This window comes from Carboxylicivirga sp. M1479 (assembly GCF_007097485.1).
GTDB lineage: Bacteria > Bacteroidota > Bacteroidia > Bacteroidales > Marinilabiliaceae > Carboxylicivirga.
The window spans coordinates 153869-180836 of record NZ_VKDE01000004.1 but is presented as its reverse complement, the minus strand read 5'-3'; the positions used below and the strand labels follow the sequence as shown (position 1 = coordinate 180836).

Genomic DNA, 26968 nt, shown 5'->3' with positions numbered 1-26968 from the left:
ATCAATACTTAGAAATTATTATACAGACTCTTGATAGAGGTACGAACGCCAAAATAAAAATGCTGCGTATCCATGGTTTCCTGATCATTCGTCAGGTTCCTGATGCGAGCCCCAGCCACCACATTAAACATGTTGCGAGGGTTAATCAAGAAGGACACATTAAAATCGGCATTGAATACTTCAGTCTCTAAACCCTGCCCTATGGTATGCCCATAATCGTAAGGACGCTCGGTATTGGGCATAAATACATCTTTACCCCAGCTAATCCCATCACCATAATCTAGTCCGTAGGTCGTAGCCATCACTTCGGCTTTAAATAGCCAACGTTTTTTGCGGCATTTTAAAATGGCTAAAGCCTCCCGGAAGTTGGCACCCAATATATGAGCCATTGGCTGGTTCATATGTCCATAGGCATACATTGTTGTATAATGCGAATAGGTGTATGGTCGTACCTGGTTATATTCAAGCTGTAGATCGAGTTTATCAATACCAAACAAATTAAAGGTGCGCGCGCCCAATTGAAAACCATGCTTATTGGCCCACCATTTTTCACCTGACTTTACCTCATCAAACTTAAACTCCCCCAGCACAAACTGTCCGTAAAGGGTTAACCACTTGGCCGCAATATAACGGGCATTTAAACCCATTGTCACATTATCGGGCGACCCTAGATTATATTCTACCGGACGGAAGAAGTTAACCGGGTTCAAATAATGCATATCAAAACCTCTGTGACCTGTTGAATCTTGCTCGGCATATACTACATTGGCATAAAAGCCTATACTCAAGCGTTTACCCATGTTCCAATCCAGGTATTGAAAAACACCATAGCGTCCGGGATAACGGTAATCGGTATTATCGGCCTCTTGATCGTACTGCAACATCTTATTCCACATTACCATGTATTTGATGTTCCAAAAGTCGGCCGTTAGCTTTGCATATGGATAACTAAAAGCGCCGTCGGACAGTAGTAGGGAGCGATGACCATCGCCAATAAAGTGCTTGCCATTACCAAGCTGCAAATTAAAATACTTGGCAAAATTAAAGCCGATGTATCCTGTTGCCTGTGCAAAATCATGACCATTGTCTCCAAAGTCTTTTCGCTGCCCTTGTCCTGGCATCATATTGGTTTCGCGGGCAAAAGCATCCACATAATTGGGTACCACTGCCTGATTTTCTACAAAATCGGTATAAAAATAAAGGTGTTTCCCAATATTACCTTTTATAAATAAGCCCCGTGTATTCGTCCATGTACTAAGCCCATCGGTGTTATCGCGGCCACCCTCAAAAGAAAAAATAGGGTTAACAACAATGTTAATATCGTCGTGTTCCAACTTAAATAAATCATCGTGCCAAATACGTTTCCAAAAGTTCAACTTCCCGTCTGGCACTCGCAAACCATCATACAAAACGGAGTCTGTATTAATAACTTCTTCGAGCTGATCCATTCGAAATTGGCGCACTGCGGTATGAAAACCACTGCCCGGTTGATACACATATCGCTCAAAAGGAGAATAATATGGATCTTCGTAATGGCTGACCGATTGAGCCATTAGGCTGTTACCAATAAGTAACAATACGAAAAGGGTACACAACTTATTTAACATGAAAGTAAGGTCTTATTTTAGAACGAATATACAACATACGAGCAATCTATACGCCGTAGTAGTACGCAAAGTTTCGTTTAATAATGGGAGAAATATGTATCGGAGGGGCATAAAAAAGAGCTAAAAGCCGTTTCATCTCTCGTTATCCTTTAATGGTAATGCTTTACCAGGATCCTCGTACCCTTATTATAGCGAGGCGCCACAGCTTTTGGCTCTATAACTGATTCGAAATCTCATCCACGAGACAATAAGTAATTTACGTCAACTCGCTGTAAGTGTCAAGTTATAGACATTATTTTTGTGTTTATATATGCGAAACAACCAAGTGGAAATAAATTTAAACAGATTAAACATGATCTTAAGTTTTTATATAAAATGGATACCAATACCATGTTTTAATCATAAATTTGCCTTATCTCAATAACTCAAAGCATCAGCACATTCTAAATATGAAGTTACTAGGCAAAATTACAGCTATCATCTTTATTATATTATTTGCTATATTCTTATCGGTACTATTAATTGCCGAACTTGCAGAAAACAAAGTAACCCAAATAGCATTGGAACGCATTAACGATGGTGTTGATGCTACTATTTCGGTTGAAAATGTTGATTTTTCCCTATTGCGCGATTACCCCAATGCGGTAGTTGAACTCAGAGATGTAAACATTTCGAGACCAGGCGATACATTGGCACATATTAAGCGCTTTTACATATCTGTTGAGGCATTGCCGTTAATAGATAACGAGTTTATTGTCAACAGCATTACCCTCGAAGGCGGCTATACCAATTATCACATCGATAGCCTGGGACATACAAATTTTGATGCTTTTTTGGCCGTTCCAGAAGAACAGGAGCAAGACAGCAGTACAAATGAACTTTTTCTATCGTTAAAACAACTGGAACTAAACAAGCTTTTCTGCTCGTTTACCGATGATGAAAGCAATATTGCTTCGTGTTTGTACATCGATAGTGGTTTAATGGATGTTTATATTGATAATGACAATCAGAAGGCATCTTTTAAAGGTGAACTAAGAACTAATAACTGTCGATATCCAAAAAGCAAGCTCCATCTTATGGAGGAACTGAAAGTTCAATTGGATGTTGAGTACTTTAATAAAGCCACCAATATCAAACACCTACACATTAAATCTGATGGACTAGACATTCAAGCGAACGGCCTTGTTAACATAGGGGATTCGATCTATACTGATCTTCAAATCAGCTCCTCGTTTTTTAACATGGGAGAATTGAAAAAATACATACCTGATAGTTTAATTCAGGCCTATCAAATAAAGAAACTATCTGGCATTGCCAATGTTCAAGCCAGTGTTAAGGGGGTGTATAACGACAGTGTTATGCCGCACATCAATGCGAGCATACGATTGAATGATGGAAGTGTAGCCATGCTCGAGTACCCTACTATTAAGCATATGCAGTTAGCAGCTAACTATTCCAATGGTGAGTTAATGAATATGCAAACAAGCCAGGTTATTATCGATACTTTATCGTTTAACACAGGTCAAAGTAAAGTGTGGTTGGCTGCAAACATTAATAACTTGGACAACATACAATACGGTGCGAAAGCTAAGGTACAGCTTGATCTGGCTGATATCGAAACGGCGATTCCTGATTTGCCGGCTAAAGATTTACAAGGTTTAGTTGATGTTCAATTATCTACGCATGGTAAGCTACCTAATACATATGACATGCATTTTGCAGATTATTTTTTACAAAGAACTAATCTACAAATTACACTCAATGATCTTGGGCTTAGCATGGATTCGGTCATTAAGCTGAAAGGTTGTAATGCCCTACTAATGTATGCCAACAACACCTTAACTGTTGACGACTTAGGACTTTACTTACCCGATTTTAATCTTAACATTATTGATGCTGATTTAACAAGCCATTTCAAGGGCCAGCTACATGACCTAAGTTCTTTAAGCATAGAGATACCAAGGTTGGAATTGGCCACTGAAGGCAGTCATCTGGCGGGCACAGCACAATTTAAAAACCTAACAATGCCAAGCTATGAGATGGATATAAAGGCCAATGTTAAGCTAAATGAATGGATGGCTTTTGCACCCGACTCACTGGTTAAGCAAATGGATGGGTACATGTCAGCTGCGCTTCAAACCGGTGGTACAATGAATCTTGATTCCATAAGTGATAATGTGATTCAAACCTTGTTTACCAACACCATACTTAAAACTGAGTTTAAAAACGCCGAAGTAGCAATGTTTGATGAAAACATGCACCTTTCGAAGCTTAATGGACGTTTTAGCTTGCAGAACGATTCATTGAGCATAGAAAAAGTATCGGGCGATTTTAGCGGCATTACATTCAGCTCAGATTCTACTTCAGTACAAAACATATACGCTGCATATTGGCTTAATCAGGAAGACACGATAAAAGTTGATGCCTACATGCACTTGGGCGATATTGATTACACTTTGATTGAATCACTAATGACCAGCGAAGTCGAAGCAGTAGAGCCAACCAACGAAAGCATTGAGCCTGCGCGCTACAGCATCCAAGCCAAAGGCAAAGTCAGTGCCAATAGCTTTTGGTATAACAATGCCTTGTTCGAAAACCTCAGTGCCTTGTACAATGTTTCTGACAGCTTGTATATAGCCGATCAAATTAAATTCGATGCTTTTAAAGGAAGTACCAACAGTTCGGTAAAAGCTCAGCTAATGCCTGATGATGTAATGAAAATAAACTTCAACAATAGTACAAGCGGTTTGGACATTAACCAGCTTCTTTACGACTTTGATGATTTTATGGAGTATACCGACGAGGTGTATATCAGCCATGAGCAGTTAAGTGGTGTATTTAGTACCGATAGTTTAGACGGCCAAATAATACTAATTGGCGACTCAATAGATTTGAATAAAGTAAAACTAAAAGCCAAGCTTAAATTGGAAGACGGTCGACTTAAAGATTATCCGATTACTGCTGAAATGGGTAAAGATTACAAGATCGATGGGCTTGATGATTTGCAGTTTAAAACATTGGACACTAAACTTTTTGTAACCGGAGGTGCTGTTTACGCACCCTTAACAAACATCAAAACAAATACATTCGACATCAGCTTATTCGGAAAGCAAGATTTCAACCTTGATTGTCAATATCATTTACGATTCTATTTGAAAGAAATTCTTCGCAAAGGCAAAACCAATAGAATAGAAAAGAAACAATCGAAAGAAAGTAAGCAGACTGATGAGGGCGGCACCAAAGGTTTAACATCCATGTTTGCCATATACAAAGTAGAGAATGGTAAAACAGTAAAGAGCACACTGGAGGGTAAAGATTCTCAATCAAGGAAGAAGATGAGAAGCCAAATTTACCTTAAAGAGGCTTTTGCCGAACTCGAATTCCACCCATTAATAATTAATTACAATACAGGGGTTACCGATGAGTAAAACGAATTCATTATTCTACCGTTATAAATGGCTTTTCGCAACAGTCGTGATTCTATTTGTTGGAATAGTTTATTTGACAAATAAACAAGTAGTTAAGCGTGAACAACTGAAACAAATTAATGTAATCCGTGATTCAGATATTATTTTTGGAGATGCATCAGCACCCCAAACTATTCTGTTGTTTTTCGATTATAACTGCTCCTATTGCAAACGTTTTTTTACCGATGTCTATCCAAATTTAGAAGAGTATTATATCAAAACTGGTCAAGTTAAATTGGTCATGCGTCTTGTCTGTCGTGGCTCGGATCAAGTGGCTAGCAAAGCCTACCAAACGGCTATTTGCATTGATAAATATGGAGATTACAGTAAGTTACACGCACTTCTCATGCACAAAAGCGAGATTATATACTCTACTCATTTCCAACAGTTAATAGAAGATTACATCGCAAGCAATGAGCTAATTGGCGATTGCATATTAAACACCAATGACAATCCGATTATTCAAAATATTTTTCAATTTCAGTTACTAAAGACAAAAGGAACGCCTACATTTGTAATAGGTGATGAAGTCGTATCAGGATATCAGGACTTTGACTATTTATCAGACAAATTAAATTAGAACTTTAACTTTTAAAAGACGATAATTGAAACGAGCCATGAGAATTGCTTCATAAACAAGAATATGAATATTTTGGCGAGTTGCATGTTACAATAAAAACAAAAATGAAAAACATGAAAAAGCAAGCGAGGTTATATGCATTTGCATTGTTGGGACTATTCTCTATATCATTAATGAGCTGTGACGATGATCCAGAAGAATCGTGTAATAAAAATGAAGACGATATTGGCACATGCTCGGCCGATGATATTACGGCTTGTTGCGATGATGGTGGCTCTTGTTACTTTATTTACCAAGGTGAGGAATACAGTTCGGCAACTGAATTGGCGAATATTTGTAAGCCTGGAAGTGCACAACAACTTAAAGCATTTGAAATACAGTTAGATGACATTACGATGCAGCTTATCAACGAAGCACGATCGGCAGCTATCTGCCAATAAAAAATATAAATTTAAAAAGAAGCCCGCTTAGCAACTGCTAAACGGGCTTTATATTTTTTATCAAAGTACTTTTTCTCTACCAAAAGCGAAACCAACTTTTGCGTTGCAACTTTTTCAGTTTCTTAGCTATTTCATCTCCCCGCAGATCCATGGCTACGATAATGCCATCGGCATCAATTAAAAAATTAGTAGGCACCTTACGCACACCATATAATTTGGCAATCTCATTGCGCCAACCTTTTAAATCACTAACGTGATAGGGCCAAATAAGACCATCGTCTTCCACTGCCTTTTTCCACGACTCATGTTTCATATCCAAGGAAACACTAAAAATGGTAAAACCATCGGCACTGCCAATTCTTGTATTACGAAACTCATTGTAAGCTGCTATCAAATGTGGGTTTTCTTTACGACAGGGAGCACACCACGAGGCCCAAAAGTCGATCAAAACAACAGAGCCTTCTATGGATGATAGTCGCATTGGCTGGCCATTAATTGACTGCTGTACAATCTCGGGAGCTTTATCGCCTATTTTTAAACCTTGAGCTTTGAGCTCTATCTGGCCAAATAACAGGCCTGATATCAAAAATAGTACTAAATATTTCATGAGCATTTGATTCGTTTCACGACAATGGATTTACAGCCACTAAGATAATCAAATAAGTGAACGACACTGATTTGCTATTTTTCTTAACTATACGATACCACCCGCTACAATCATATCGTTGTGATAAATAACAATTGACTGTCCCGGAGTAATAGCCCAAACGGTCTCGTCAAATTGAATATGAAGCTCTCCCTCATGTTCTCTAATATGTCCCCAATAACCTGGCACACTGTCTAAACCTCTAATACGAATAAATACTTTTATATTCTTCCATAACGATGCATCAGGGCTTAAACTGTAGTCTTTTAAAACAAGAGCTTGGCTATTTAATGCTTCGCGCTTTCCCGCAATCAGCTGTTTTTTATCTGCATCAATAGCCACCACACACATCCCTTTAGCAACACCTTCTATACCGCGTCGTTGCCCAATGGTATAAAATGGAAAGCCATCGTGATGCCCCAGTTCATTCCCATTTTCATCAACAACAGTTCCTTGCGATAAAGCAGGATGATTTTTATCCAATAAATCGCTCAGATAATTGCGATAATCGGTGCCCGCTAAAAAGCAAACTCCCATACTTTCTTTCTTATCAGCTATTGCGGCATAACCCAACTGACGTGCTAAATCGCGCACTTCTTTCTTATGCAATTCGCCCAAAGGGAATAGAGCTTTGGCTATTACTTCCTGATTAAGGTTCCAGAGAAAGTACGATTGGTCTTTGGTGGGATCAATGCCTTTTCGGATATAATAACGATGCCCAACTTTTTCTTTCTGTACATAATGGCCTGTTGCAATAAACTGACAATCTAATTCATCGGCCAATTGCAAAAGCAATTTCCATTTGATGGTTTCGTTACAGCGAATACACGGGTTTGGTGTACGCCCACTCAAGTATTCATCGATAAAATACTGGATTACTGTCTTTTCGAATCGTTCCCGACAATCAAGCACGTGATGTTCAATCTTCCGCTCTTTTGCTAAATTTTGAGCAGCTATAATACTTGCATCCTTTTCGTCGGTATGTGTTAACAAGGTAGCACCAATAACCTCATAGCCTTGCTGCTGCAATAATACCGCCGACATAGAGCTATCCATACCACCACTCATCCCTAATAATACTCTTTTATCTCTCATATGTGCTAAAACTGCTGCTAAATTAGTAAAAGAGGATGATATGTTTACTTTTTCTCGCACGATCCCGAACTGTGGGAGGCAGCGCTCCCTTACCTCAGGAATGTAGGTGTATTTAGCTTGGGATCGATAACTCCCAGCCTACGGGAGATTGTAGAACAGTATATTTCGTTGTAGCATTACTTTTAAAAAAAATGCCTGCCAATCACATTTGATTAGCAGGCATAGTTATCACTATTATTGGTGTTCTACTCCTTTATATTTTCTCGTACTTTATTTAAAAATACCTGCATACCCTCCGTATCCTTTGCATCAATAAGTGCTAACAAGTGCTTTAATTGAAAGCGAATATTTTCAACCTGCTCGTAGGTAAAAGGATTAAAAAGAATTTCAGTCAACAAATGATCTTCTTCGGACAACAAACCTTTAGCAATATTCATGTGCTTGTTAAAAGTTGTACCTGGAGCCTTCTGGTGTTTCATACATGCACCAAAAACCAAAGAAGAAGAGAAAGGTATTGATAAAGAGTAAGCAATTGTTTCATCATGACCATCAAAACTATACTCATGAATATTAAGTCCTAATGATGCATAAAAATCTTTGAAAAAAGCTTTACCCAAATGATCACTCTGCGTAATAATAATGGCATGATGCATGCTTAAATCCTTCAGGTTAGCAAAGGTTGGTCCAAACATCGGGTGAGTAGATACATAGCGTAAACCACTGTTTTCGTAAAATGATTGCAAACCTGTTTTTACTGATGCAATATCAGATAATATGCAATCTTTTGGCAAATAAGGCAGTACCTCTTCAAAAGCTGGCAAAGTATACTTTAAACTCACCGCATTGATGAGTAGCTCGGGACCAAATTCAGTTATTTCTTCAAATTTAGTCAGTCGCTGTGTATTAAACACATATCGAAGTCGTGCTACATCTTTATCAAATATAGCTACTTCGTGCTGAAGGCAAAGGGCATCGGTTAGCCAAGTGCCCATTTTACCAGCTCCTAGAATTAGAATTTTCATAGTTGTTGTTTCAAGTAGTGAGAAATGAGAAGAGAGTTTGTTCATGCTCTCGTTTCTCACCTTTTTTATCTCTTTTCTATTTCTTTGCCAATTCCTTGTTCATCACAATATTCTGACGATTAATCGACTCCTCGTGAATATGTTCGTAAACTTTTACTACAAACTCAGGATTTAAACCTACATCCTCAGCCTGCTTACGGCGGTTGTTCATTACCTCATCGTAGCGACGTGTTTGGAGAATGGTAATGTTATTTTCGTGCTTGTACTTACCAATTGCCTCCGAAATTTTCATACGTGACTTTAATCCTTCAAGCAATTGCTTATCAAGGCTATCAATTTTCTGACGTAATTCATCCAAGGTAACACGCGGCGTATCGCCAATGGCAGAACGACGTACTACCAAATTACTCTTAATTTCGCCAAGCACCTCTGGCGTTACCTGCTGACTAGCATCACTCCATGCTTTCTCAGGACACATGTGCGACTCAATAATTAATCCGTTGAAGTTAAGATCCATGGCCTCCTGAGATAAACCAGCAATCATTTCACTCTTACCGGTAATGTGACTCGGGTCTGTAATAATAGGTAACTCAGGAATACGACGACGCAACTCAATAGGAATTTGCCATTCAGGATTATTTCTGTATTGGCTTTTATCGTAGGTGCTAAAGCCACGATGGATAGCACCAATCATTTTTACACCAGCACGATTAACACGCTCAATGGCACCAATCCATAACTCTAAATCTGGGTTAACCGGATTTTTAATTAATACTGGTTTATCAACACCTGCCAAGGCATCAGCCACCTCTTGTACAGCAAATGGGTTAGCTGTTGTACGGGCACCTATCCATAACATATCAACACCAAATTTAAGTGCTTCGTATACATGGTGAGCATTGGCCACCTCAACAGCCACAAACATACCTGTTTCTTCTTTTACCCTTTTCAACCAAGGTAAACCAACAGTTCCAACACCTTCAAAGGCGCCTGGTCGTGTACGGGGCTTCCATATACCTGCTCGGAATATTTTTACGCCTTGAGCAGACAACTGACGAGCGGTTTCTAATGTTTGTTCCTCTGTTTCTGCACTACATGGTCCTGCAATTATTATCGGACGCTTTAATTCTAAGCCTGGTAATGCTAAAGGTTGTAAATCTAGTTTATGTTCCATGGTTAATTATTTTTTATTGCTATAATTCGTTGTTTTGCTTCTTCTAAAACGGTTTGGTTCGTACATAAACTAATGCGTATGTACTTTTCTCCTTTACTACCGAATATAAATCCTGGCGTGATAAAAACATCACAACCATATAATATCTCATCAGACAGCTCTCCACTATCGGCATAAGAATCTGGTATTCGTGCCCAAACAAACATACCTGTTTGATTAAGGTCGTATGAACAATTTAACAGATCCATTATTTCATATACCAATACCCGACGCTTTCTATACTCAGCATTGACTGTGTTGTACCAATCGGATCCTAATGAGAGTGCTTTGGCGGCTGCCAACTGCAGGGGCTTAAACATGCCTGAGTCCATGTTGCTTTTCACCCTCAAAATGTATTGAATAAATTCAGGGTTCGAAACAGCCATGCCAACCCGCCATCCTGCCATATTGTGAGATTTACTCAGCGAGTTTAGCTCAATGGCCACCTCTTTTGCTCCTTCAATTTGCATAATGCTTTGTGGCGCATCATTCAAAATAAAGCTATAGGGATTATCGTTAACGATGACAATGTTATGCTTGCGACCAAAATCTATTACGCGCTTAAAAAAGTCAGCATCGGCATTCGCTCCAGTGGGCATATTAGGGTAATTAATCCACATCAGCTTCACTCTACTTAAGTCGCTTTGCTCCAACTCATCCAGATTTGGCAGCCAGTTATTATCTTCATCCAGATCGTACTGAATAAGATTGGCTTGGGCTATTTTACTTACCGATGCATAAGTTGGATAACCAGGGTTAGGCACTAACACGCCATCACCCGGATTAACAAATGCCAACATGATGTGCATAATACCTTCCTTAGAGCCCATTAGAGGTAACACCTCGTTAACGGGGTTCAAGTTAACTGAATAGTTTTGAGCATACCAAGTGCTGATAGCCTCACGAAGCTCTGGTATTCCAATATAGCTTTGATAACCATGGTTACCTTCGGCAATACTTTGCTTATTTAACTCCTCCAGCACTTGGGGGGCGGGTTGTAAATCAGGGTTACCAATTCCCATATTTATAATTTGCTTTCCCTGCTTACGAAGCTTATCAAGTTCCTTTAGTTTAATTGAAAAATAGTATTCCTCAACTGTTCCAATTCTTGTAGCTGGTTGTATGGTGTTTTGTATCTGTGTCATAATTTTACAAAGCTTGTTCGGTGGTTAATTGACCGTTCATTATCGGGTACGACTGACGACCCTTCTCATACTCACCCAATGACTTTAATTTGCTTGTTAGCGGACGAATGGCATCTAAAGACTGGAGGTAACGCTTATAATCGCTAAAGGTTAAATCGATGTAAAACAAATATTCCCACTCCTGTCCAACAATTGGTAAGGATTGAATTTTAGTTAAGTTAATGCTATAAAAAGCAAGTATGGTCAATATCTTTGAAAGACTACCCTCTTCATGCGGAAGTGAAAAGACAAGCGTTGACTTATTAACCTTGCCTTGTTCCAACAACTCATCTACTTCGGTCTTCCCCTTATCGGTAATAACCAAAAAGCGGGTATAATTCTTTTTGTTGGTTTCAATGTTCTTAGCCAATGTTTCAAGCTCATACATTTCTGCGGCTAATTCTGAAGCAATAGCTCCAACACCAGTTAGCTTATTGTCAGCTATTCTTTTGGCACTCAAGGCCGTATCTTCCGACTCAATTAACTTAATGTGTGGATAATCTTTAAAGAAGCGCTCACATTGCGCAATAGCCATAGGGTGCGAGTAAACTTCTTTAATGTCTTCAATGGATTGACCTGGCAGTGCTAAAAACTGGTGCTTGATACGTAATTTATACTCTCCAATAATTACCAGGTCGCTATCTTTTAACATGGTATAATTCGGTAGTAAACTCCCAACCAAAGTATTTTCAATTGCGATAATACCGTAGCAATCACGATCTTTCTTCAGTGTTTCAAACAAATCAGGAAAGGTTAAGCATGGGATGATATCAATTTTCTCCTCCTCAAAATAGTCTCTCGCAGCTATTTCGTGATTGGCTCCTGGCCACCCTTGTATTGCAATTCTTTTGTTTGTTGGTTTCATGTTTTGAGAAATATGGTCATAAAAAAAACCCGCCTGTATGAGGCGGGTTTTTAAATATTTTTTCGTTTAGTTTATATCATAGAACGCCCACCTCTTTAACTGTCGCTAAAAAAGAAATAATAAAAGTTATAATATAAATTGTGAGCCATCATTGTCTTGTTATGTTGGGTACAAATGTATGAATATATTTGTTATTGCAAAATCGTTAGTGAATAATTTATAGAAAAATTAATTTAACACTATTGAGGCAAGCATACTTATAAGTCGTAAGCTGACAGGTATCATGTTTCTAAGTGATAAATTCTCTGGTAATGATTTATTTTTGGGCATTTAATAAATGAGGCATCATTAATCCTGATTCTTTTTTGGCACTTTGTTGCTGAAAAGGGTGTTTTATACAGAATTCACTTCCTACTCCGACTTCAGATTCTAAGCTTATAGTCCCTCCCATTTGTAGTATTAAATCTTTGGCTATTGTTAAGCCTAATCCCGAACCAGGTAATTTACGTGTTTGCTTGTTTTCAACTTGAGAAAAACGTTCAAATATAGCATCATGTTGTTCATGAGGAATGCCTATGCCTGTATCTTTTACAACTAGAATTAACTTATCACTCTCCTCCGAAACACGAATCGTTATTTGCCCCTCATCGGTAAATTTTATGGCATTGGTTAATAAGTTGAAAATAACCTGTTTAAACCGAACCACATCTGTTTCTATTTCAAGTTGTTCACCAACATTAACTTCCAATACAATATCTAAATTCTTGCTATGCTTTTTAACTTCACTATTAAACTGTTTTTTAATCTCTTGCAAAAAATCAAGCACATTAATACAAGAAAATTGCAACTGCACATGACCAGATTCTATTTGTGAAAATATTAAAATATCAGAGATCAGTTTTAGTAATTGATTCCCATTGGATTGAATAATTCGCAAGTAACTACGCTTATCATTGAGAGATAATGTATCATCTTCCAATAATTCAGAAAAGCCAATTATCGCATTCATTGGCGTTCTAATTTCGTGTGACATATTTGCCAAAAATGCAGATTTCAAATAGTCTGATTGTTCCGCTTTCTCCTTCGCTTTTATTAGTTCATCTTCGTACTTCTTTTTATCTGTCACGTCAGATAAAATTTCTACAAAACCAATTGAGCGATGTTCTGCATCATAAACTGTATGTGTTTTATGTGTAAACACTTTACCTGAAATCTCACTGACATGCTCCCTAACTTCTGTTCTATTTGTTTTTAAACACGTTTCAAATTGACAAAAATCGCAAGGCTTATCTTTTTGAAAATATACTGAGTAGCATTTTTTACCTATCAGTTGTTCAAATGGCACAGACGTCGCATTCTTAAAAGCATCGTTGGCCCACACCAAATTGTATTCATTATCCATAAAAACCACCTGCTCATCTAAACTATTTAGAATCAAGGTCTTTTCTTTTTCTAATTGTAGAATAGCATTCGCTCTTAATTGCCCAATTTCATTGGCCACATCTAAACTCTTGGCCTTTTTTCGTACTGCACTTCGCAGTATAATTAGAACTAGTACCAATACAAATGTAACTGCAAAAAGAATTAGCACGAGGCCCCTTAGCCAATAAGGTGTTCGTCGTTCACCCTTAATTAACCATTGGTTGATAACCCCCTGGTAATATTCCGGTTCCTCATTTTTTAAATACTGTAATGCTTCATCAACCTTATTAAGAGTTGGCTTAGACAGAGGACCTCCTGCAATGTGCACATTTACAGGATTAAACAATATTGGAGTAGCTTTAAGCTTTTGACTTAAATTTTGCTGGTAGCCAAATAATTTATTCACTGCGCCCGCATCTGCAACACCTGAGTTAATTTTATCAAACACTTCAATAAGATTATTGCACCAAATAATCTCAGCTTCTATTTTGAAATCTGCTAATAACTTTACCAATGCAATAGCATGTACATCACCGTTTTCAAGAGCTACTTTCCTATTCTCCAGATCGGTAATAGACTCAATATCATTTGATTTATTACAATATACAATCCCCCAGTTGGTATATATAGATTCTTCAGAAAAATGAATAAATTTTTCTCGTTCACGCGTACGTGCAACAGTCGTAAGTAAATCTATTTTTCCATAATGAATGGCTTCAATACCATCTGTAAGAGTAGTTGGCACGTATTCAATAGTCCAATTATTAATTGCTGCTACTTCATTAATAACATCAATAAAAATACCCTTTGCTTCATTGGTAGAATCAATGGAACAGAGAGGTGGATTATAATGAACCCCAACCCGTACATATTCACCCGTATTGGCATATGAATTTGTAACCTGCAAAAACAGGCTAAGAACTAATAAAAGAAAGACAGGTTTTATCATAATTTGAGCAATGCTACACAAATATAACATTTTGCCCCTATTTAAAAGACTATCAACCTTCTTCTATTTCTTTAAGCTCTAACCACCTAATCTCTTTTTCATCCAAGGCATCCATTACAAGAGTAAGTTCCTGAGATGCTTTAACCAAGGACTCGGAGTCCATGCTCCCCGAATTCAATTCATTCTGTAGTACTTCTTTTTTCGCCTCAAGCTGCTCCAAGTCAATCTCCAATTGCTCTAGTTCACGTTTCTCTTTGTAAGACAGTTTCTTTGCTTTAGACTCCGTTTTAACAGACTTTTCAGACTTTGGCTTCTTTTCTGTTTTTGTTGCCTGACGCTCTTCTGATTTTTTCTCTTTGTTATAATCACTATAGCTGCCAACGTAATCCTTTATTTTACAATCACCCTCAAAAACAAAAAGATGATCAGTTACTTTATCTAAGAAGTATCGATCGTGCGACACAACCATGACACAACCTCTAAAATTAGCCAGGTAATCTTCTAATACATTAAGGGTGAAAATATCCAAATCATTGGTTGGCTCATCTAGTATCAGGAAGTTCGGATTTTTAATTAACACAGTCATCAAGAACAAACGCTTTTTCTCGCCCCCACTGAGTTTATTCACCTGCACATAATGCATCTCATTGGGAAACAAGAAATACCTCAAGAATTGCGTTGCAGACATACGTTTCCCTTCGCCCAAAGAGATGTCCTCTGCAATATCTGATATGACTTCAATTACTTTTTTATTTCCATCAATCTTAATTCCTTCCTGTCGATAGTAGCCAAACACAACCGTATCACCCGTTTCAACCTCACCAGAATCAGGCGTTAATGCCCCGGTTAAAATATTTAAAAAAGTTGATTTACCAGTTCCGTTTTTGCCAACGATACCAACCTTTTCGTAGGGTGCGAACTTATACGAGAATTCCTTTAATAACTGCAGGTCATCAAATGATTTGGATACCTTATGCAGGTTAACAACTTTTTTACCCAAACGTGCTTGCGCAATTCCAAGTTCCAGGTTTTGCTCATTAACATTTTGATTGGCTTTGTCTTTTAAATCATGAAAAGCATCAATGCGATATTTTGCTTTCGTAGCCCTTGCTTGTGGCATACGATTCATCCATTCCTGCTCTGTTTTTAAAAGATTACGGGCTTTTTCTATTTCAGTTTTCTTGTTTGCTAATCGCTCCTGCCGTTTCTTAAGAAAATAAGAATAGTTGCCTTGGTAAGTATAAATTGTTTCGTCGGCTAATTCAATAATTTCATTACATACCCTATCTAAAAAATATCGATCATGCGTTACCATTAATAAGGTAGCTTTCGATTTTGATAAATACTGCTCCAACCAATCAACCATTTCTAAATCTAGATGGTTTGTAGGCTCATCAAGAATTAATAATTCTGGTTCGCTAATTAATATGCTGGCTAAAGCAACACGTTTTTGCTGTCCTCCAGATAGCTCTGAAACAGGCTGATTAAATTTTGTAATTTTTAGCTGAGAAAGAATTTGTTTGATTCGTTGCTCATAATCCCAAGCCTGCAAAAGGTCCATTTTCTCAATTAAAACTCCAAGTGCTTCTTGATTGTTGGTTTCAATAGCTTGCTCATAAGCTTTTATAGTTTGTACTACATCACTATCAGTATTAAAAACCTCTTCAATAACCGTATGATTAATATTCAGGTATGGATCCTGTGGCAGATATCCCATATTAATGCCAGATCGTAGTGTTATTTTCCCGTCATTGGCGGGAATTTTATCTGCCAAAATATTTAAAAGTGTAGTTTTACCTGCTCCATTGCGAGCAATTAAAGCAATTTTCTGTCCTTCATTCAGCCCAAACGATATTTCATTGAACAAACGAACGTCGCCCCAATTTTGGGTCAGGTTTTCAACCGATAAATAATTAATCATATACCTTTTTTAAAGAGCTTCAAAGGTAGCATTAAAAACTGCATGTCGAGTTAATACATCGACACATTAATAAAACCGTTTACACAATATATTTAAAATGTAGCAGCAAAAAATACTGGAATAGAGTAAGTGTAATAGGCTCATCAAATGTCTTTTATTTGAATCTAACTTAATTCCTAACTTATGAAACAGTTTATATGCCTACTCGCACTCGTATTTGTAATTTCATCGTGTGATAAAGATGTAGTCACTCCGAATCAGGGTGAAATTAACGCCAAACAAATTAAACAGGAAGTTACTAAATACAGCATTTCGGGTGTTTATGTCTACGAGCCTTCTAATGATGATAATGGAGAATGGGAAATGCCTACAAATCAAAAATTAAACTTTACAATTGAAAATAATTTTCTGATTGTGAATGACTTTGCATATTACAAAGTGACCTATGATTTGAGCAAACTACTTAAATACCACGTGAATTACGACGACAAAACCATTACATTGTATTTTATCAATTAGCTTTTAACGATGGCACATGGTGAATAGTTGCAAAACATTTTCTTAAAAATACAGAAATAAAAAAAGCGGAGTAACTCCGCTTTTTTTTATTTCATATATGTCTTACAAACAAATTAATCGTTCGTATAAAAGTTTTTTACTGGATTACCATACATCTCAAGCAAGGTATTATGCAGAAAATCCTTATCTCCATCAATGCGAGATAAATGCTCATCTAAATAGGCCAGAAAGGTACTTTTATCTTCGTCGGTATATTTATTTACATGCCTTTTATGGTTCGTAAATAAATCATCAGCAATAAAATTACCAGGATAAAACTTATAATTATTGTGTATTTGTGTATCAATAATTTCAGCCAAACCTTGTAACTGATCATTCTTAGCCATCGACTCCAAATCTTTTAGCTCGTGATTAATTGGCGTACCAAAACCAAAGTGCACACGTCCTTTTCTACCACGAAGTCCAGCGCCCATATGCTTCAAATCGTCGGCCTGAGTTTTTTTATAGTCCTCATTGTCACGCTTCATTTGAAATTCATGAGCCTTTAAGTAATCACACGGATCATATTCGTAAGATATGGACAGAGGAACGATGTTGATTTCTTTAAAGTTCTCACCAAAGCTGCCTTCGCCACTCATATTTAGCATTTTAAGTAGGCTTACCTGCGTACGGTCATCACCATCTTTTGAACGGCCTTCTCTTTGTGCAATCCAAATACTTTGATTCCTCTGAGTTAAAGCCTGACGAATGTAAGCCGATAAGCGCTGGGTACTTTCCATCATTTGTCGCACTGGCAAATTACGTTGTACAATAAAGGATTTATTAAGCTTAACTAAATCTGTTATCCACGGGTAGATTAATAAATTATCACCAATAGCTATCTCTGTTGTGCTAAAGCCGTTTTCTACCATTAAAATATTAAGGATAGCTGAATCTAGTACAATATCACGGTGATTTGATATAAATAAGTACTGCCCATTGGGATCCAATTGATCAAGTCCTGAGTGTGTAATTCCCTTTGTAGTTGTTCGCAACACTTCTTTCACATACGGATAAATTACTTCCGTTTGAAATTCACGAATAGACTGTATACTTAATAGTTTTTTTAAAAATTGCTCTGTGGAGAAATTGGGATAGAGAAATTTGATTAATTCTAAGAAACTCACTTCATTAATCAAACGCTCAAACACTTTATGAATCTCTTCATCGTTATAAGGACGAATTGAATCAAAGCTTAAATCTTTTATCATCTGTATTCTATATAGTTTGATGCAAAATTAAGGCAAACTATCGTGTTTACGAAATTTAAAGCATTAATATACGCATTCATCATATATTCAAAATTGGACAAGTTCCATATTTTGGAATGCATTCCGCAATACAGACAAAAATAAAAACATCAAATACCTAACATATTGACATAGAGTGTATTTAAAAATATGGCACACCCATTGTTTTATCATGGACAAACACCCAAGATTATGATACGAATAAAAGTATTTAAGAACACCACGTTAATATCCTTTGATAAACAAGAAAGTTTAGATCTTAGAACATCTAGACAATTCAAGAATCAAATGATGGATATATTAAAGAAACCTTTTACAAATCTTTTTGTGGATTTAGAAAAGGTAGAAAATGTTGATGCAGAAGGGTTGAATACTTTAATGGCGGGCCAGCGTTTGTCGGAAATGAATCAAAGTCAGCTGAGCTTGTTTAATGTGAAGAAGGAAGTGCTTAATTCAATGAAAAAGTACGACCTTGATAGTTATTTCTTTTTTTGTGACCGTCCAAAGCCCTTTTCTGATGACCTATTAATGGTTTAAGTAAAGGCTCCAGGAGGCTTAGGCCTCCTGGTTTATAATTTCCCAATATTCAATAGCTCGTCGGGTATGTGGTATAACAATGGTACCACCTACAAGATTGGCTACAGCAAAAACTTCCATCATTTCATCGGTGGACACACCTTGTTCGTGACATTTCTCAAGATGATACTTCACGCAATCGTCGCACCTTAAGACCATTGAACTAACTAAGCCAAGCATTTCTTTTACACGAGTAGATAGCGCACCTTCCATATAGGTATTAGTATCTAAATTAAAAATACGCTTCATTACCTTATTATCACCAGCCAGAATCTTCTCATTCATCTTCTCGCGGTACTCTCTAAATTCTTTTACTTTCTCATTCATAAGCGAATCCTATATAATTATACGTCCACGAATATACTAAATAGCATCACCTTTTAAGGTTCCTTGCGTTGCTTCTCTAACAACAACATTAACAAAGTCACCAATTTGATAATCTTTACGCGGAAATACTACAACTTTATTTTGCGATGTTCGTCCGTATAACTCGTCTTTTGACTTTTTTGATACGCCTTCAACTAAAACCTCGAATGTTTGCCCAATATCCAACTGGTTATTGTCGAATGATAAAGTACATTGCAGGTCAATAATTTCTTGCAACCTTCTACTCTTAATATCCTCAGGTACATTATCTTCTAAATTCTTAGCAGCATAGGTTCCAGGCCTTTCTGAATATTTAAACATGAAAGCATAATCATAGGCAGCCCATTTCATAAGGCTCAATGTTTCTTGATGATCTTCCTCCGTTTCGCTATGAAAACCGCAAAAGACATCGGTTGACAAGCCACAACCTGGTAAAATTCGTCTGATTGCTTCAATACGTTCCATGTACCACTCACGATCATATTTTCTATTCATCAATTTAAGAATACGCGAACTTCCTGACTGCAAGGGTAAATGAATATATTTACAAATATTGTGATGCTTGGCCATTACTTTTAGCGTTTCGTCGCACATATCCTTGGGATGAGAAGTACTAAAACGAATGCGCATACCTGGAAAGTTGCCAGCCACAAAATTTAACAAGGAAGGGAAGTTCATGGCATTACAGCCATCAGCCTCAAAATTGTACGAATTCACATTTTGCCCGAGCAATGTTACTTCCTTAAAGCCCTTATCGTACAAATCCTGAATTTCCTTTTTAATACTTTCGGGCTGACGGCTCCTCTCTCGCCCACGTGTATAGGGCACTATACAGTATGAACAAAAGTTATTACATCCTCGCATAATAGAAACGAAGCCGGATATTTTATTGGTACTCAAGCGCGAGGGTATCACATCTGAGTATGTTTCATTGGTAGATAATTCAACATTAATGGCTTTATCACCTCGCTCAGCCATACCAATTAAATTAGGCAAATCTAAGTAGGCATCTGGACCGACAACAATGTTGGCACCATGTTCAAATAAAGTCTCTTTTACGCGCTCAGCCATGCACCCAATAATACCAATAATTAAATCTGGTTTCTTTTTGCGCATTGAAGTCAAGTGCTTTAAGCGACCTAAAACTCGCTGCTCAGCGTTCTCCCGAATAGAACATGTATTGATAAAGATAGCATCGGCTTCCTCCATTTCGTAGCAAACACCATAACCATCCATCTCCATTACCGAAGCCACCACCTCACTATCAGCTACATTCATTTGACAACCATAGGTTTCGATAAATAGTTTCTTACCATTTTTGGTTCCAATTAAAGGCTTAACGTCACTAAACTCCATCATCTTTACTCGGGATTAATATTCTAATTAATTGTCCTATTTTTTTAGAGATGCAAAGTTAATGCTTAACTGCTGACTGACAAGTAAAATCATTCTGAATTAAACACATCAATAATGCTATTCCAAAATTTGGAATCAACTACTTTCTCCTCACTACTAGATTATTAGCATTACATTCCTTAACTTGAATGGTAGAAGTACTTCAAACAATGTCATTTGAAACCAGACATAAGGATGTTTCATAAACAGGAGCATGATTAATTTTGGCGAGTTCCATCTGACAAATTAAAATAAATTTAAACAGATGAAAGAAGTCCTAATTCCTGTAGATTTTTCCGATGAATCAAAAGTTGCTTTAGAATATGGTATTGACATAGCTAATACCATGCAAGCCAATGTGAGAGTTATTCATATTAAAACCAACAACCTTATTGTTCCATTTTTCACTTCGGATAAAATATACGACAAGATAAATCCAGACATTTCAGCATGGGCAAAAAAGCTACACCAAACTTACTCTGAGAGATACAACGTTACAAATGGTCGGTTTGATTATAAAATAAGAGAAGGTAATGTGAGAACAGAAGTGTGCAACCAAGCGAAATATGGCGACTCAACGCTAATTGTTTTAGGTTCTCACTACGAAACCTCTCAATCAACCTGGCCAGGCAGTGAGGCTTTTCGATTAGTGGCTCATTCGCCATGCCCTGTTTTGGTGGTCAATAAACGTATGCAATTGAATAAGCACATCAATAGTATTGCTCTTCCCATTGATTATAATATTGCTAGCAGAAAAAAAGTAGCAGCTATTGCTGGCATTGCCTGTTTGTTTAAAGCACGCATAAATGTAATAGGATTAAAATCTTCCAATTTAAAATGGATGAATAAACGCATTTCTACATTTGTTAGGCAAGTACAGCTATTCATTCAAACAACATCGAAAATAGAGGTTAACACCGAAATATTGACAGGAAAAGATTACGCGAGCAACTTAATGCAATACTCAAAAGCACAAGCGATTGATTTAATAACCACTCATGTTCACCATACTAATAATCCATTCGTTCGCATTTTTCAATCGTTTACCAATGATCTTATCAATCAATCGGTAAAACCACTACTGATAATTCCTACCAAAGATTAAATACTATTAACTATATTTGCGCCCAATAAGCTTTAGTAGATGAAGAATATACTTATAATTATTTGCTTGTTTTGTTCTGGTATTCTATTTGCCCAAAACAATAACAACCTAGCTCACAAGCTCCAGGAGCAAACGGAAGGTGAGGGGACAATTACTATTTATGACGAAGAAGGGATTGAAGAGTTAATTGACATTCAGGTTGAAGTTAATGAGCGAATAGGAGGTGTTGAAGGGTGGCGCATACAGTTATATTCTGGTTCGGGGCCTGTTGGTAAGCGAAATGGACTGAAGGTAAAAAGTAAATTTTTAAACAGCTTTCCTCACAATGAGGTTGATCTATCGTTTACCTCACCATTTTGGCGTGTACGAGTTGGCAATTATCGGCACAAACACGAAGCCTTACCGCTTTTAACCGAGGTGCGAGAGCTATTTCCGAACTGCTATATTGTGAAGGATGGAAATGTAAAAATGAGTAAGTTTTAAAGAATTATAGAATCATCAAAAGCCGGAATCAATCCGGCTTTTCTTTTTTATTACATCGCGTTGGGCGATTAAAAAAATAGCAATAAATTTGCGCTTTATTTTTTAGAAGGGAAAAATCATGAGTGATCAAGTTAAGCACGAGTGTGGGATTGTTCTTATCCGATTATTGAAGCCACTGGAGTACTATCAGGAAAAGTATGGTACATGGCGATATGGCTTAAACAAGCTATATCTGTTAATGGAAAAACAACATAACAGAGGGCAAGATGGAGCAGGTGCTGTCAACCTAAAGATTGATCAGCCAGCGGGCCAAAAATATTTTTCAAGACATCGCTCTAATAAAGCGAATCCGATTAAGGATGTGTTTGAAAAAATTAACGCACCATTTATAAAGCAGCAAGACAAAGATGCCGCGAAACTAAATGATGCTCAGTTCGCCAAAGAACACTTGCCATTTGCTGGTGAATTGTATTTAGGTCATTTACGATATGGTACTTTTGGAAACCATAGCATCGATTACGTTCACCCGGTTATGAGGGAAAATAACTGGCGCTCACGAAACCTTACATTAGCTGGGAACTTCAACTTAACCAATGTTGATGAAATATTCCAGTCTTTAACGGAACTTGGTCAGCACCCGAAAGATTATACCGATACGGTAACTATCCTAGAAAATGTTGGTCACTTCCTTGATGAAGAGAACCAATTGCTTTTCAGAAAATATAAAAACGAAGGTAAAAACAACCTAGAGATTTCTGCCTGCATTGAAGAAGAACTTAATATTCGCGAAATATTAGAACGTTCAAGCCGACGCTGGGATGGAGGTTATGCCATAGCAGGTGTTGTTGGTCATGGCGATGCCTTTGTTGCACGTGATCCTTGGGGTATTCGTCCGGCATGCTATTATGCCGATGATGAGATTGTAGTAGTAGCCTCTGAGCGACCTGTTATCCAAACGGCCATGAACATTCGTTCGGTTCAGGTTAAGGAGTTAAAGCCAGGTCATGCATTAATCATTAAAAAGAATGGTAAAGTATCAGAAGAGTTAGTTCGTGTTCCGCAGGAGCGTCGTTCTTGTTCTTTTGAGCGCATTTACTTTTCACGAGGTAGCGACCGTCAAATATATGAAGAGCGCAAAGAGTTAGGCCGTTCACTTGCCAAATCCATACTTGAAAAAGTTGATTATGATATAGAGAACACCGTATTCTCTTTCATCCCTAATACTGCTGAAACAGCATTTTATGGCATGATGGAAGGTGTTCGTCGTGAAATGGATCAAGTTAAAAAACAGCAAATACTTGATTTAGGCAATGATATTGATCCTGATCAATTAGACAAAATTTTAAGTCTTGAACCAAGGGTTGAAAAAATCGCTATTAAGGATGTGAAAATGCGCACCTTTATTGCCGATGACGACAGTCGTGATGATATGGTTGCTCATGTTTATGATGTGACCTATGGCATTGTTAAAAATGGCGTTGACACACTTGTTATTATTGATGATTCAATAGTAAGAGGAACAACACTTAAACAAAGTATTTTACGAATACTGGATCGTTTACATCCTAAGAAAATTATTGTTGTTTCATCCGCTCCACAAATACGCTACCCTGATTGTTATGGTATAGATATGGCAAAGTTGAAAGACTTTTGTGCTTTTGCTGCTACCATTGAACTACTTAAAGACACAGGTAAAACAAGCATAATTGACACGGTTTATAAGAAGTGTAAAGAGCAGCAATACCTTCCTAAGGAAGAAATTGTTAATCATGTAAAAGAAATTTACGAATCTTTTACGGCAGAGCAAATATCAGCTAAAATAGCAGAAATGTTACGTCCTGAGGATATTGATGCCGATATTGAAATTGTGTACCAATCGATTGAAAATCTCCACAAAGCTTGTCCTAATGACAATGGTGATTGGTATTTCACAGGTAATTATCCAACTCCTGGAGGCAACAAAGTGGTTAATACTTCATTCATCAACTTTGTTGAAGGAAATACAGGAAGAGCCTATTAATTGTTCAAAAGAACATTAACTCATATAATTAAACCCATTGTGTTTTATCACAGTGGGTTTATTTTTTTTTCAATCACATGTACGATTCTAGATATCTACATTTGTTTTCATCTTTTAACTTCCAGTAACTTAAGTGATATGCTTTTTGGCACAAGGCTTGCAATATACCTATCAGATTTTTTTCATAGATTTGGGTTAGGTTAGTAAAAAGGACTTTAGGCAACGGCTTAAGAGTCCTTTTTTTTGTGAACTAAAATAGCTTATCTCAACTACCACTCACTTTCCAAATATCATAAAGCAAAAAAGGCTCTCCTAACAGGAAAGCCTTTCAATTTTATATTTCATGAAAGATTATTTCTCTTTCACATTTAAAGCAATATTTAAATCATCAAGCTGCTCAACTGCTACAGGTGAAGGCGAATCAATCATCACATCGCGACCCGAATTGTTTTTAGGGAAAGCAATTACATCACGTATTGAATCTAAACCGGCAAACAATGAAACCAATCGATCGAATCCGAACGCAACACCACCATGTGGAGGAGCACCATATTTAAAGGCATTCATCAAAAATCCAAACTGATTCTCAGCTTCTTCTTCAGTAAAACCTAATAGCTTAAACATTTTCTGCTGCAACTCGTCATTAAAGATACGAACAGAACCGCCGCCAATCTCAACTCCGTTAATTACCAAGTCATAGGCATTAGCTCTTACCGCTCCCGGATCTGATTCCAGCATATCCATATCCTCTTGTTTTGGTGAGGTAAATGGATGGTGCATTGCATGGAAACGTTTTGAATCCTCATCCCATTCTAACAATGGGAAATCAACAACCCACAATGGAGAGAACTTATTTTTATCACGTAAGCCCATGCGCTCACCCATTTCCAGGCGTAATTCGCACAAGGCATTAAGTGTTTTATCTTTACCACCAGCAAGAATCAATACTAAATCACCTTCCTTAGCATTAAACTTTTGTCCGATAGCCTTTAATTCATCTGGAGAAAAGAATTTATCGATCGATGACTTAGTGGTTCCATCGGCATTAAACTTGATATAGATTAATCCACCAGCTCCAATCTGAGGTTTCTTAACAAAGTCAGTCAGTTGATCTAATTGCTTTCTTGTGTAAGAGGCACAGCCATCAGCACAAATACCACCAACATATTCTGCTTCGTTAAACAATTTAAACGATGATTCTTTCACATCATCTGTTAACTCAACAAACTTCATTTCAAAGCGAGTATCTGGCTTATCTGAACCATAATATTTAATGGCATCGGCATATGATAAACGTGGGAAAGTGAAGTCGAAATTCACACTCTTAACCACATTAAACAAGTGCTTGGTAAGGCCTTCAAATGTATTTAAGATGTCCTCTTGCTCAACAAAAGACATTTCACAATCGATCTGAGTAAACTCAGGTTGGCGGTCGGCTCTTAAATCTTCATCTCTAAAGCATTTCACAATCTGGAAATAACGATCAAAACCACTCACCATCAACAATTGCTTAAATACCTGTGGTGATTGAGGTAAAGCATAAAATTCACCTGCGTTCATGCGCGATGGCACAATAAAGTCACGAGCTCCTTCAGGTGTTGATTTTATTAAAACAGGCGTCTCTGTCTCAATAAAATTCTGCTTATTAAGATAGTTACGAACCTCAAAGGCTATTTTATGGCGTAGCACAAGATTTTCGCGAACAGGATTACGACGTAAATCAAGGTAACGATACTTCATACGCAACTCATCGCCACCATCGGTTTCATCCTCGATAGTAAAAGGAGGCAATTCTGAAGAGTTAAGCACAACTAACTCGTCAACAAGAATTTCAACTTCACCAGTTGCTATTTTGTTGTTTTTATTGCTTCGCTCTGCTACTTGTCCCTTAACCTGGATAACGTATTCACGACCTAAGTCCGTGGTTCGTTGGCATAAATCTTTATGAGTTTCCTCGTTAAACACCAACTGTGTTATTCCGTATCTATCTCTCAAATCAATGAAGGTCATACCTCCCAGGTTTCTTACCTTTTGCACCCATCCACTTAGGGTTACCGATTGATTGATATGATCAATTCTTAGTTCTCCGCACGTATGTGTCCTGTACATTGCTATTACATATTTATCGTTGCCAATGATTAATTGTATGCGACGATATTGACGTTTAAAATTATCTTTGCGAAAATAGTAAGAAAATGAATACAAAAAGCCCTTAAGACTTTTAGAATTTCTTTTTTTAGTTAATTGTCTCCAAAACATGACTTTTATCATCAATTATCCACGAATTCTGCAAATTTATTAGCAATGAATGAAATAAGTTTTTCCGACCAATACTTTATGAAACAAGCTTTTGTTGAGGCTCAAAAAGCAGATGAGAAAAATGAAATACCAGTTGGTGCCGTAATAGTATGCAACAACCAGATTATTGCGCGGGCTCATAACTTAACGGAAGCACTTAATGATGTTACAGCGCATGCCGAGATGCTGGCGATAACATCGGCCGCTGAATTTTTAGGAGGTAAATATCTTTCTGAATGCACTCTTTATGTTACTTTAGAGCCGTGTGTGATGTGTGCTGGCGCTCTCAACTGGTCTCAATTAAAACGCGTGGTTTACGGCGCAAGCGACGCCAAGCGTGGCTTTGCTCGATGTAACCCTCCACTTTTACACCCCAAAACAGAAATAAGCCACGGTATTATGCAAGACGAATGCAAAATGATTATTCAGGAATTCTTTGCTAAAAAGCGATAATATAAAAAAGCTGGATAAACGTAAGTTCATCCAGCTTTTTTATCTATTCTAAC

22 protein-coding genes are annotated in these 26968 nt (G+C 37.3%); 9 read left to right on the top strand and 13 right to left on the bottom strand.

Going from position 1 to position 26968, the window contains the following annotated elements:
* Positions 1–8 precede the first annotated feature (8 nt).
* Positions 9–1607, bottom strand: a complete 1599-nt coding sequence (locus tag FNN09_RS04230) for a hypothetical protein (RefSeq protein ID WP_255434007.1) — start codon at positions 1605–1607, stop codon at positions 9–11.
* A gap of 449 nt (positions 1608–2056) precedes the next feature.
* On the opposite strand from FNN09_RS04230, the gene FNN09_RS04225 reads away from it, so the two are divergent.
* The 3 genes from FNN09_RS04225 to FNN09_RS04215 all read left to right on the top strand — a co-directional run bounded on the left by FNN09_RS04225 (position 2057) and on the right by FNN09_RS04215 (position 6094).
* Positions 2057–5035, top strand: a complete 2979-nt coding sequence (locus FNN09_RS04225; protein ID WP_143300235.1) for a hypothetical protein — start codon at positions 2057–2059, stop codon at positions 5033–5035.
* Positions 5028–5654, top strand: a complete 627-nt coding sequence (locus FNN09_RS04220; protein WP_143300234.1) for a thioredoxin domain-containing protein — start codon at positions 5028–5030, stop codon at positions 5652–5654. The genes FNN09_RS04225 and FNN09_RS04220 overlap by 8 nt, the downstream gene beginning before the upstream one ends.
* A 113-nt stretch (positions 5655–5767) precedes the next feature.
* Positions 5768–6094 carry a hypothetical protein gene (locus tag FNN09_RS04215; RefSeq protein WP_143300233.1) on the top strand — a complete coding sequence of 109 codons (327 nt, stop codon included), beginning with the start codon at positions 5768–5770 and terminating at the stop codon, positions 6092–6094.
* A 76-nt stretch (positions 6095–6170) separates the two neighbouring features.
* Here the strand turns inward: FNN09_RS04215 and FNN09_RS04210 are convergent, their stop codons facing one another.
* The 8 genes from FNN09_RS04210 to FNN09_RS04175 form a co-directional block, all read right to left on the bottom strand.
* On the bottom strand, positions 6171–6701 hold the full coding sequence (locus FNN09_RS04210; protein WP_185968865.1) for a peroxiredoxin: 531 nt from the start codon (positions 6699–6701) through the stop codon (positions 6171–6173).
* Between the two features lie 87 nt (positions 6702–6788).
* Positions 6789–7895 carry a tRNA 2-thiouridine(34) synthase MnmA gene (mnmA, locus tag FNN09_RS04205; protein ID WP_255434006.1) on the bottom strand — a complete coding sequence of 369 codons (1107 nt, stop codon included), beginning with the start codon at positions 7893–7895 and terminating at the stop codon, positions 6789–6791.
* A gap of 185 nt (positions 7896–8080) precedes the next feature.
* Positions 8081–8857 carry a prephenate dehydrogenase/arogenate dehydrogenase family protein gene (locus FNN09_RS04200; RefSeq protein WP_143300230.1) on the bottom strand — a complete coding sequence of 259 codons (777 nt, stop codon included), beginning with the start codon at positions 8855–8857 and terminating at the stop codon, positions 8081–8083.
* Positions 8858–8933: 76 nt separating this feature from the next.
* The gene (locus tag FNN09_RS04195; protein WP_143300229.1) at positions 8934–10031 is read right to left on the bottom strand and encodes a bifunctional 3-deoxy-7-phosphoheptulonate synthase/chorismate mutase type II; all 1098 of its coding nucleotides are present in this window, start codon (positions 10029–10031) and stop codon (positions 8934–8936) included.
* Between the two features lie 2 nt (positions 10032–10033).
* Complete coding sequence (locus FNN09_RS04190) at positions 10034–11215, bottom strand: pyridoxal phosphate-dependent aminotransferase (protein WP_143300228.1); 1182 nt, start codon at positions 11213–11215, stop codon at positions 10034–10036.
* Positions 11216–11219: 4 nt separating this feature from the next.
* On the bottom strand, positions 11220–12119 hold the full coding sequence (locus FNN09_RS04185) for a prephenate dehydratase (RefSeq protein WP_143300227.1): 900 nt from the start codon (positions 12117–12119) through the stop codon (positions 11220–11222).
* 316 nt (positions 12120–12435) lie between these two features.
* On the bottom strand, positions 12436–14520 hold the full coding sequence (locus tag FNN09_RS04180) for an ATP-binding protein (RefSeq protein ID WP_143300226.1): 2085 nt from the start codon (positions 14518–14520) through the stop codon (positions 12436–12438).
* Between the two features lie 22 nt (positions 14521–14542).
* Positions 14543–16411, bottom strand: a complete 1869-nt coding sequence (locus FNN09_RS04175; RefSeq protein ID WP_143300225.1) for an ABC-F family ATP-binding cassette domain-containing protein — start codon at positions 16409–16411, stop codon at positions 14543–14545.
* Positions 16412–16594: 183 nt separating this feature from the next.
* Here FNN09_RS04175 and FNN09_RS04170 point away from each other — a divergent pair, with 183 nt between their 5' ends.
* Positions 16595–16930: a hypothetical protein gene (locus FNN09_RS04170; RefSeq protein WP_143300224.1), complete on the top strand. Its 336-nt coding sequence runs from the start codon at positions 16595–16597 to the stop codon at positions 16928–16930.
* Positions 16931–17043: 113 nt separating this feature from the next.
* On the opposite strand, the gene FNN09_RS04165 is transcribed toward FNN09_RS04170, so the two are convergent.
* Positions 17044–18180, bottom strand: a complete 1137-nt coding sequence (locus FNN09_RS04165) for a 1-acyl-sn-glycerol-3-phosphate acyltransferase (protein ID WP_143300223.1) — start codon at positions 18178–18180, stop codon at positions 17044–17046.
* A 231-nt stretch (positions 18181–18411) separates the two neighbouring features.
* On the opposite strand from FNN09_RS04165, the gene FNN09_RS04160 reads away from it, so the two are divergent.
* Positions 18412–18756: an STAS domain-containing protein gene (locus tag FNN09_RS04160; RefSeq protein ID WP_185968864.1), complete on the top strand. Its 345-nt coding sequence runs from the start codon at positions 18412–18414 to the stop codon at positions 18754–18756.
* A gap of 18 nt (positions 18757–18774) precedes the next feature.
* On the opposite strand, the gene FNN09_RS04155 is transcribed toward FNN09_RS04160, so the two are convergent.
* Complete coding sequence (locus FNN09_RS04155; RefSeq protein WP_143300221.1) at positions 18775–19122, bottom strand: carboxymuconolactone decarboxylase family protein; 348 nt, start codon at positions 19120–19122, stop codon at positions 18775–18777.
* 36 nt (positions 19123–19158) lie between these two features.
* Positions 19159–20520, bottom strand: coding sequence for a tRNA (N6-isopentenyl adenosine(37)-C2)-methylthiotransferase MiaB (miaB, locus tag FNN09_RS04150; RefSeq protein ID WP_143300220.1), 1362 nt, complete (start codon positions 20518–20520; stop codon positions 19159–19161).
* Between the two features lie 301 nt (positions 20521–20821).
* Between miaB and FNN09_RS04145 the strand changes: the two genes are divergently transcribed.
* The 3 genes from FNN09_RS04145 (at position 20822) to FNN09_RS04135 (ending at position 24164) form a co-directional block, all read left to right on the top strand.
* The gene (locus FNN09_RS04145; RefSeq protein WP_143300219.1) at positions 20822–21661 is read left to right on the top strand and encodes a universal stress protein; all 840 of its coding nucleotides are present in this window, start codon (positions 20822–20824) and stop codon (positions 21659–21661) included.
* A gap of 39 nt (positions 21662–21700) precedes the next feature.
* Positions 21701–22144, top strand: coding sequence for an SPOR domain-containing protein (locus tag FNN09_RS04140; protein ID WP_143300218.1), 444 nt, complete (start codon positions 21701–21703; stop codon positions 22142–22144).
* Positions 22145–22262: 118 nt separating this feature from the next.
* The gene (locus tag FNN09_RS04135) at positions 22263–24164 is read left to right on the top strand and encodes an amidophosphoribosyltransferase (protein ID WP_143300217.1); all 1902 of its coding nucleotides are present in this window, start codon (positions 22263–22265) and stop codon (positions 24162–24164) included.
* A gap of 351 nt (positions 24165–24515) precedes the next feature.
* Here the strand turns inward: FNN09_RS04135 and aspS are convergent, their stop codons facing one another.
* Positions 24516–26273: an aspartate--tRNA ligase gene (gene aspS / locus FNN09_RS04130; protein ID WP_143300216.1), complete on the bottom strand. Its 1758-nt coding sequence runs from the start codon at positions 26271–26273 to the stop codon at positions 24516–24518.
* Positions 26274–26468: 195 nt separating this feature from the next.
* On the opposite strand from aspS, the gene FNN09_RS04125 reads away from it, so the two are divergent.
* Positions 26469–26915 (top strand): nucleoside deaminase, encoded by a 447-nt coding sequence (locus tag FNN09_RS04125; RefSeq protein ID WP_143300215.1) that lies wholly within the window; start codon positions 26469–26471, stop codon positions 26913–26915.
* Positions 26916–26968 lie beyond the last annotated feature (53 nt).

Bases quoted from the DNA above. Each gene is read 5' to 3' on its own strand.
- FNN09_RS04195 (WP_143300229.1), bottom strand. From the start codon at position 10,031: ATGGAACATAAACTAGATTTACAACCTTTAGCATTACCAGGCTTAGAA.
- FNN09_RS04230 (WP_255434007.1), bottom strand. From the start codon at position 1,607: ATGTTAAATAAGTTGTGTACCCTTTTCGTATTGTTACTTATTGGTAAC.
- FNN09_RS04220 (WP_143300234.1), top strand. From the start codon at position 5,028: ATGAGTAAAACGAATTCATTATTCTACCGTTATAAATGGCTTTTCGCA.
- FNN09_RS04160 (WP_185968864.1), top strand. From the start codon at position 18,412: ATGATACGAATAAAAGTATTTAAGAACACCACGTTAATATCCTTTGAT.
- FNN09_RS04140 (WP_143300218.1), top strand. From the start codon at position 21,701: ATGAAGAATATACTTATAATTATTTGCTTGTTTTGTTCTGGTATTCTA.
- FNN09_RS04165 (WP_143300223.1), bottom strand. From the start codon at position 18,180: ATGATAAAAGATTTAAGCTTTGATTCAATTCGTCCTTATAACGATGAA.
- FNN09_RS04175 (WP_143300225.1), bottom strand. From the start codon at position 16,411: ATGATTAATTATTTATCGGTTGAAAACCTGACCCAAAATTGGGGCGAC.
- FNN09_RS04225 (WP_143300235.1), top strand. From the start codon at position 2,057: ATGAAGTTACTAGGCAAAATTACAGCTATCATCTTTATTATATTATTT.
- FNN09_RS04190 (WP_143300228.1), bottom strand. From the start codon at position 11,215: ATGACACAGATACAAAACACCATACAACCAGCTACAAGAATTGGAACA.
- FNN09_RS04135 (WP_143300217.1), top strand. From the start codon at position 22,263: ATGAGTGATCAAGTTAAGCACGAGTGTGGGATTGTTCTTATCCGATTA.
- miaB (WP_143300220.1), bottom strand. From the start codon at position 20,520: ATGATGGAGTTTAGTGACGTTAAGCCTTTAATTGGAACCAAAAATGGT.
- FNN09_RS04145 (WP_143300219.1), top strand. From the start codon at position 20,822: ATGAAAGAAGTCCTAATTCCTGTAGATTTTTCCGATGAATCAAAAGTT.
- FNN09_RS04200 (WP_143300230.1), bottom strand. From the start codon at position 8,857: ATGAAAATTCTAATTCTAGGAGCTGGTAAAATGGGCACTTGGCTAACC.
- FNN09_RS04185 (WP_143300227.1), bottom strand. From the start codon at position 12,119: ATGAAACCAACAAACAAAAGAATTGCAATACAAGGGTGGCCAGGAGCC.
- FNN09_RS04210 (WP_185968865.1), bottom strand. From the start codon at position 6,701: ATGAAATATTTAGTACTATTTTTGATATCAGGCCTGTTATTTGGCCAG.
- FNN09_RS04155 (WP_143300221.1), bottom strand. From the start codon at position 19,122: ATGAATGAGAAAGTAAAAGAATTTAGAGAGTACCGCGAGAAGATGAAT.
- FNN09_RS04180 (WP_143300226.1), bottom strand. From the start codon at position 14,520: ATGTTATATTTGTGTAGCATTGCTCAAATTATGATAAAACCTGTCTTT.
- FNN09_RS04125 (WP_143300215.1), top strand. From the start codon at position 26,469: ATGAATGAAATAAGTTTTTCCGACCAATACTTTATGAAACAAGCTTTT.
- aspS (WP_143300216.1), bottom strand. From the start codon at position 26,273: ATGTACAGGACACATACGTGCGGAGAACTAAGAATTGATCATATCAAT.
- FNN09_RS04170 (WP_143300224.1), top strand. From the start codon at position 16,595: ATGAAACAGTTTATATGCCTACTCGCACTCGTATTTGTAATTTCATCG.
- FNN09_RS04215 (WP_143300233.1), top strand. From the start codon at position 5,768: ATGAAAAAGCAAGCGAGGTTATATGCATTTGCATTGTTGGGACTATTC.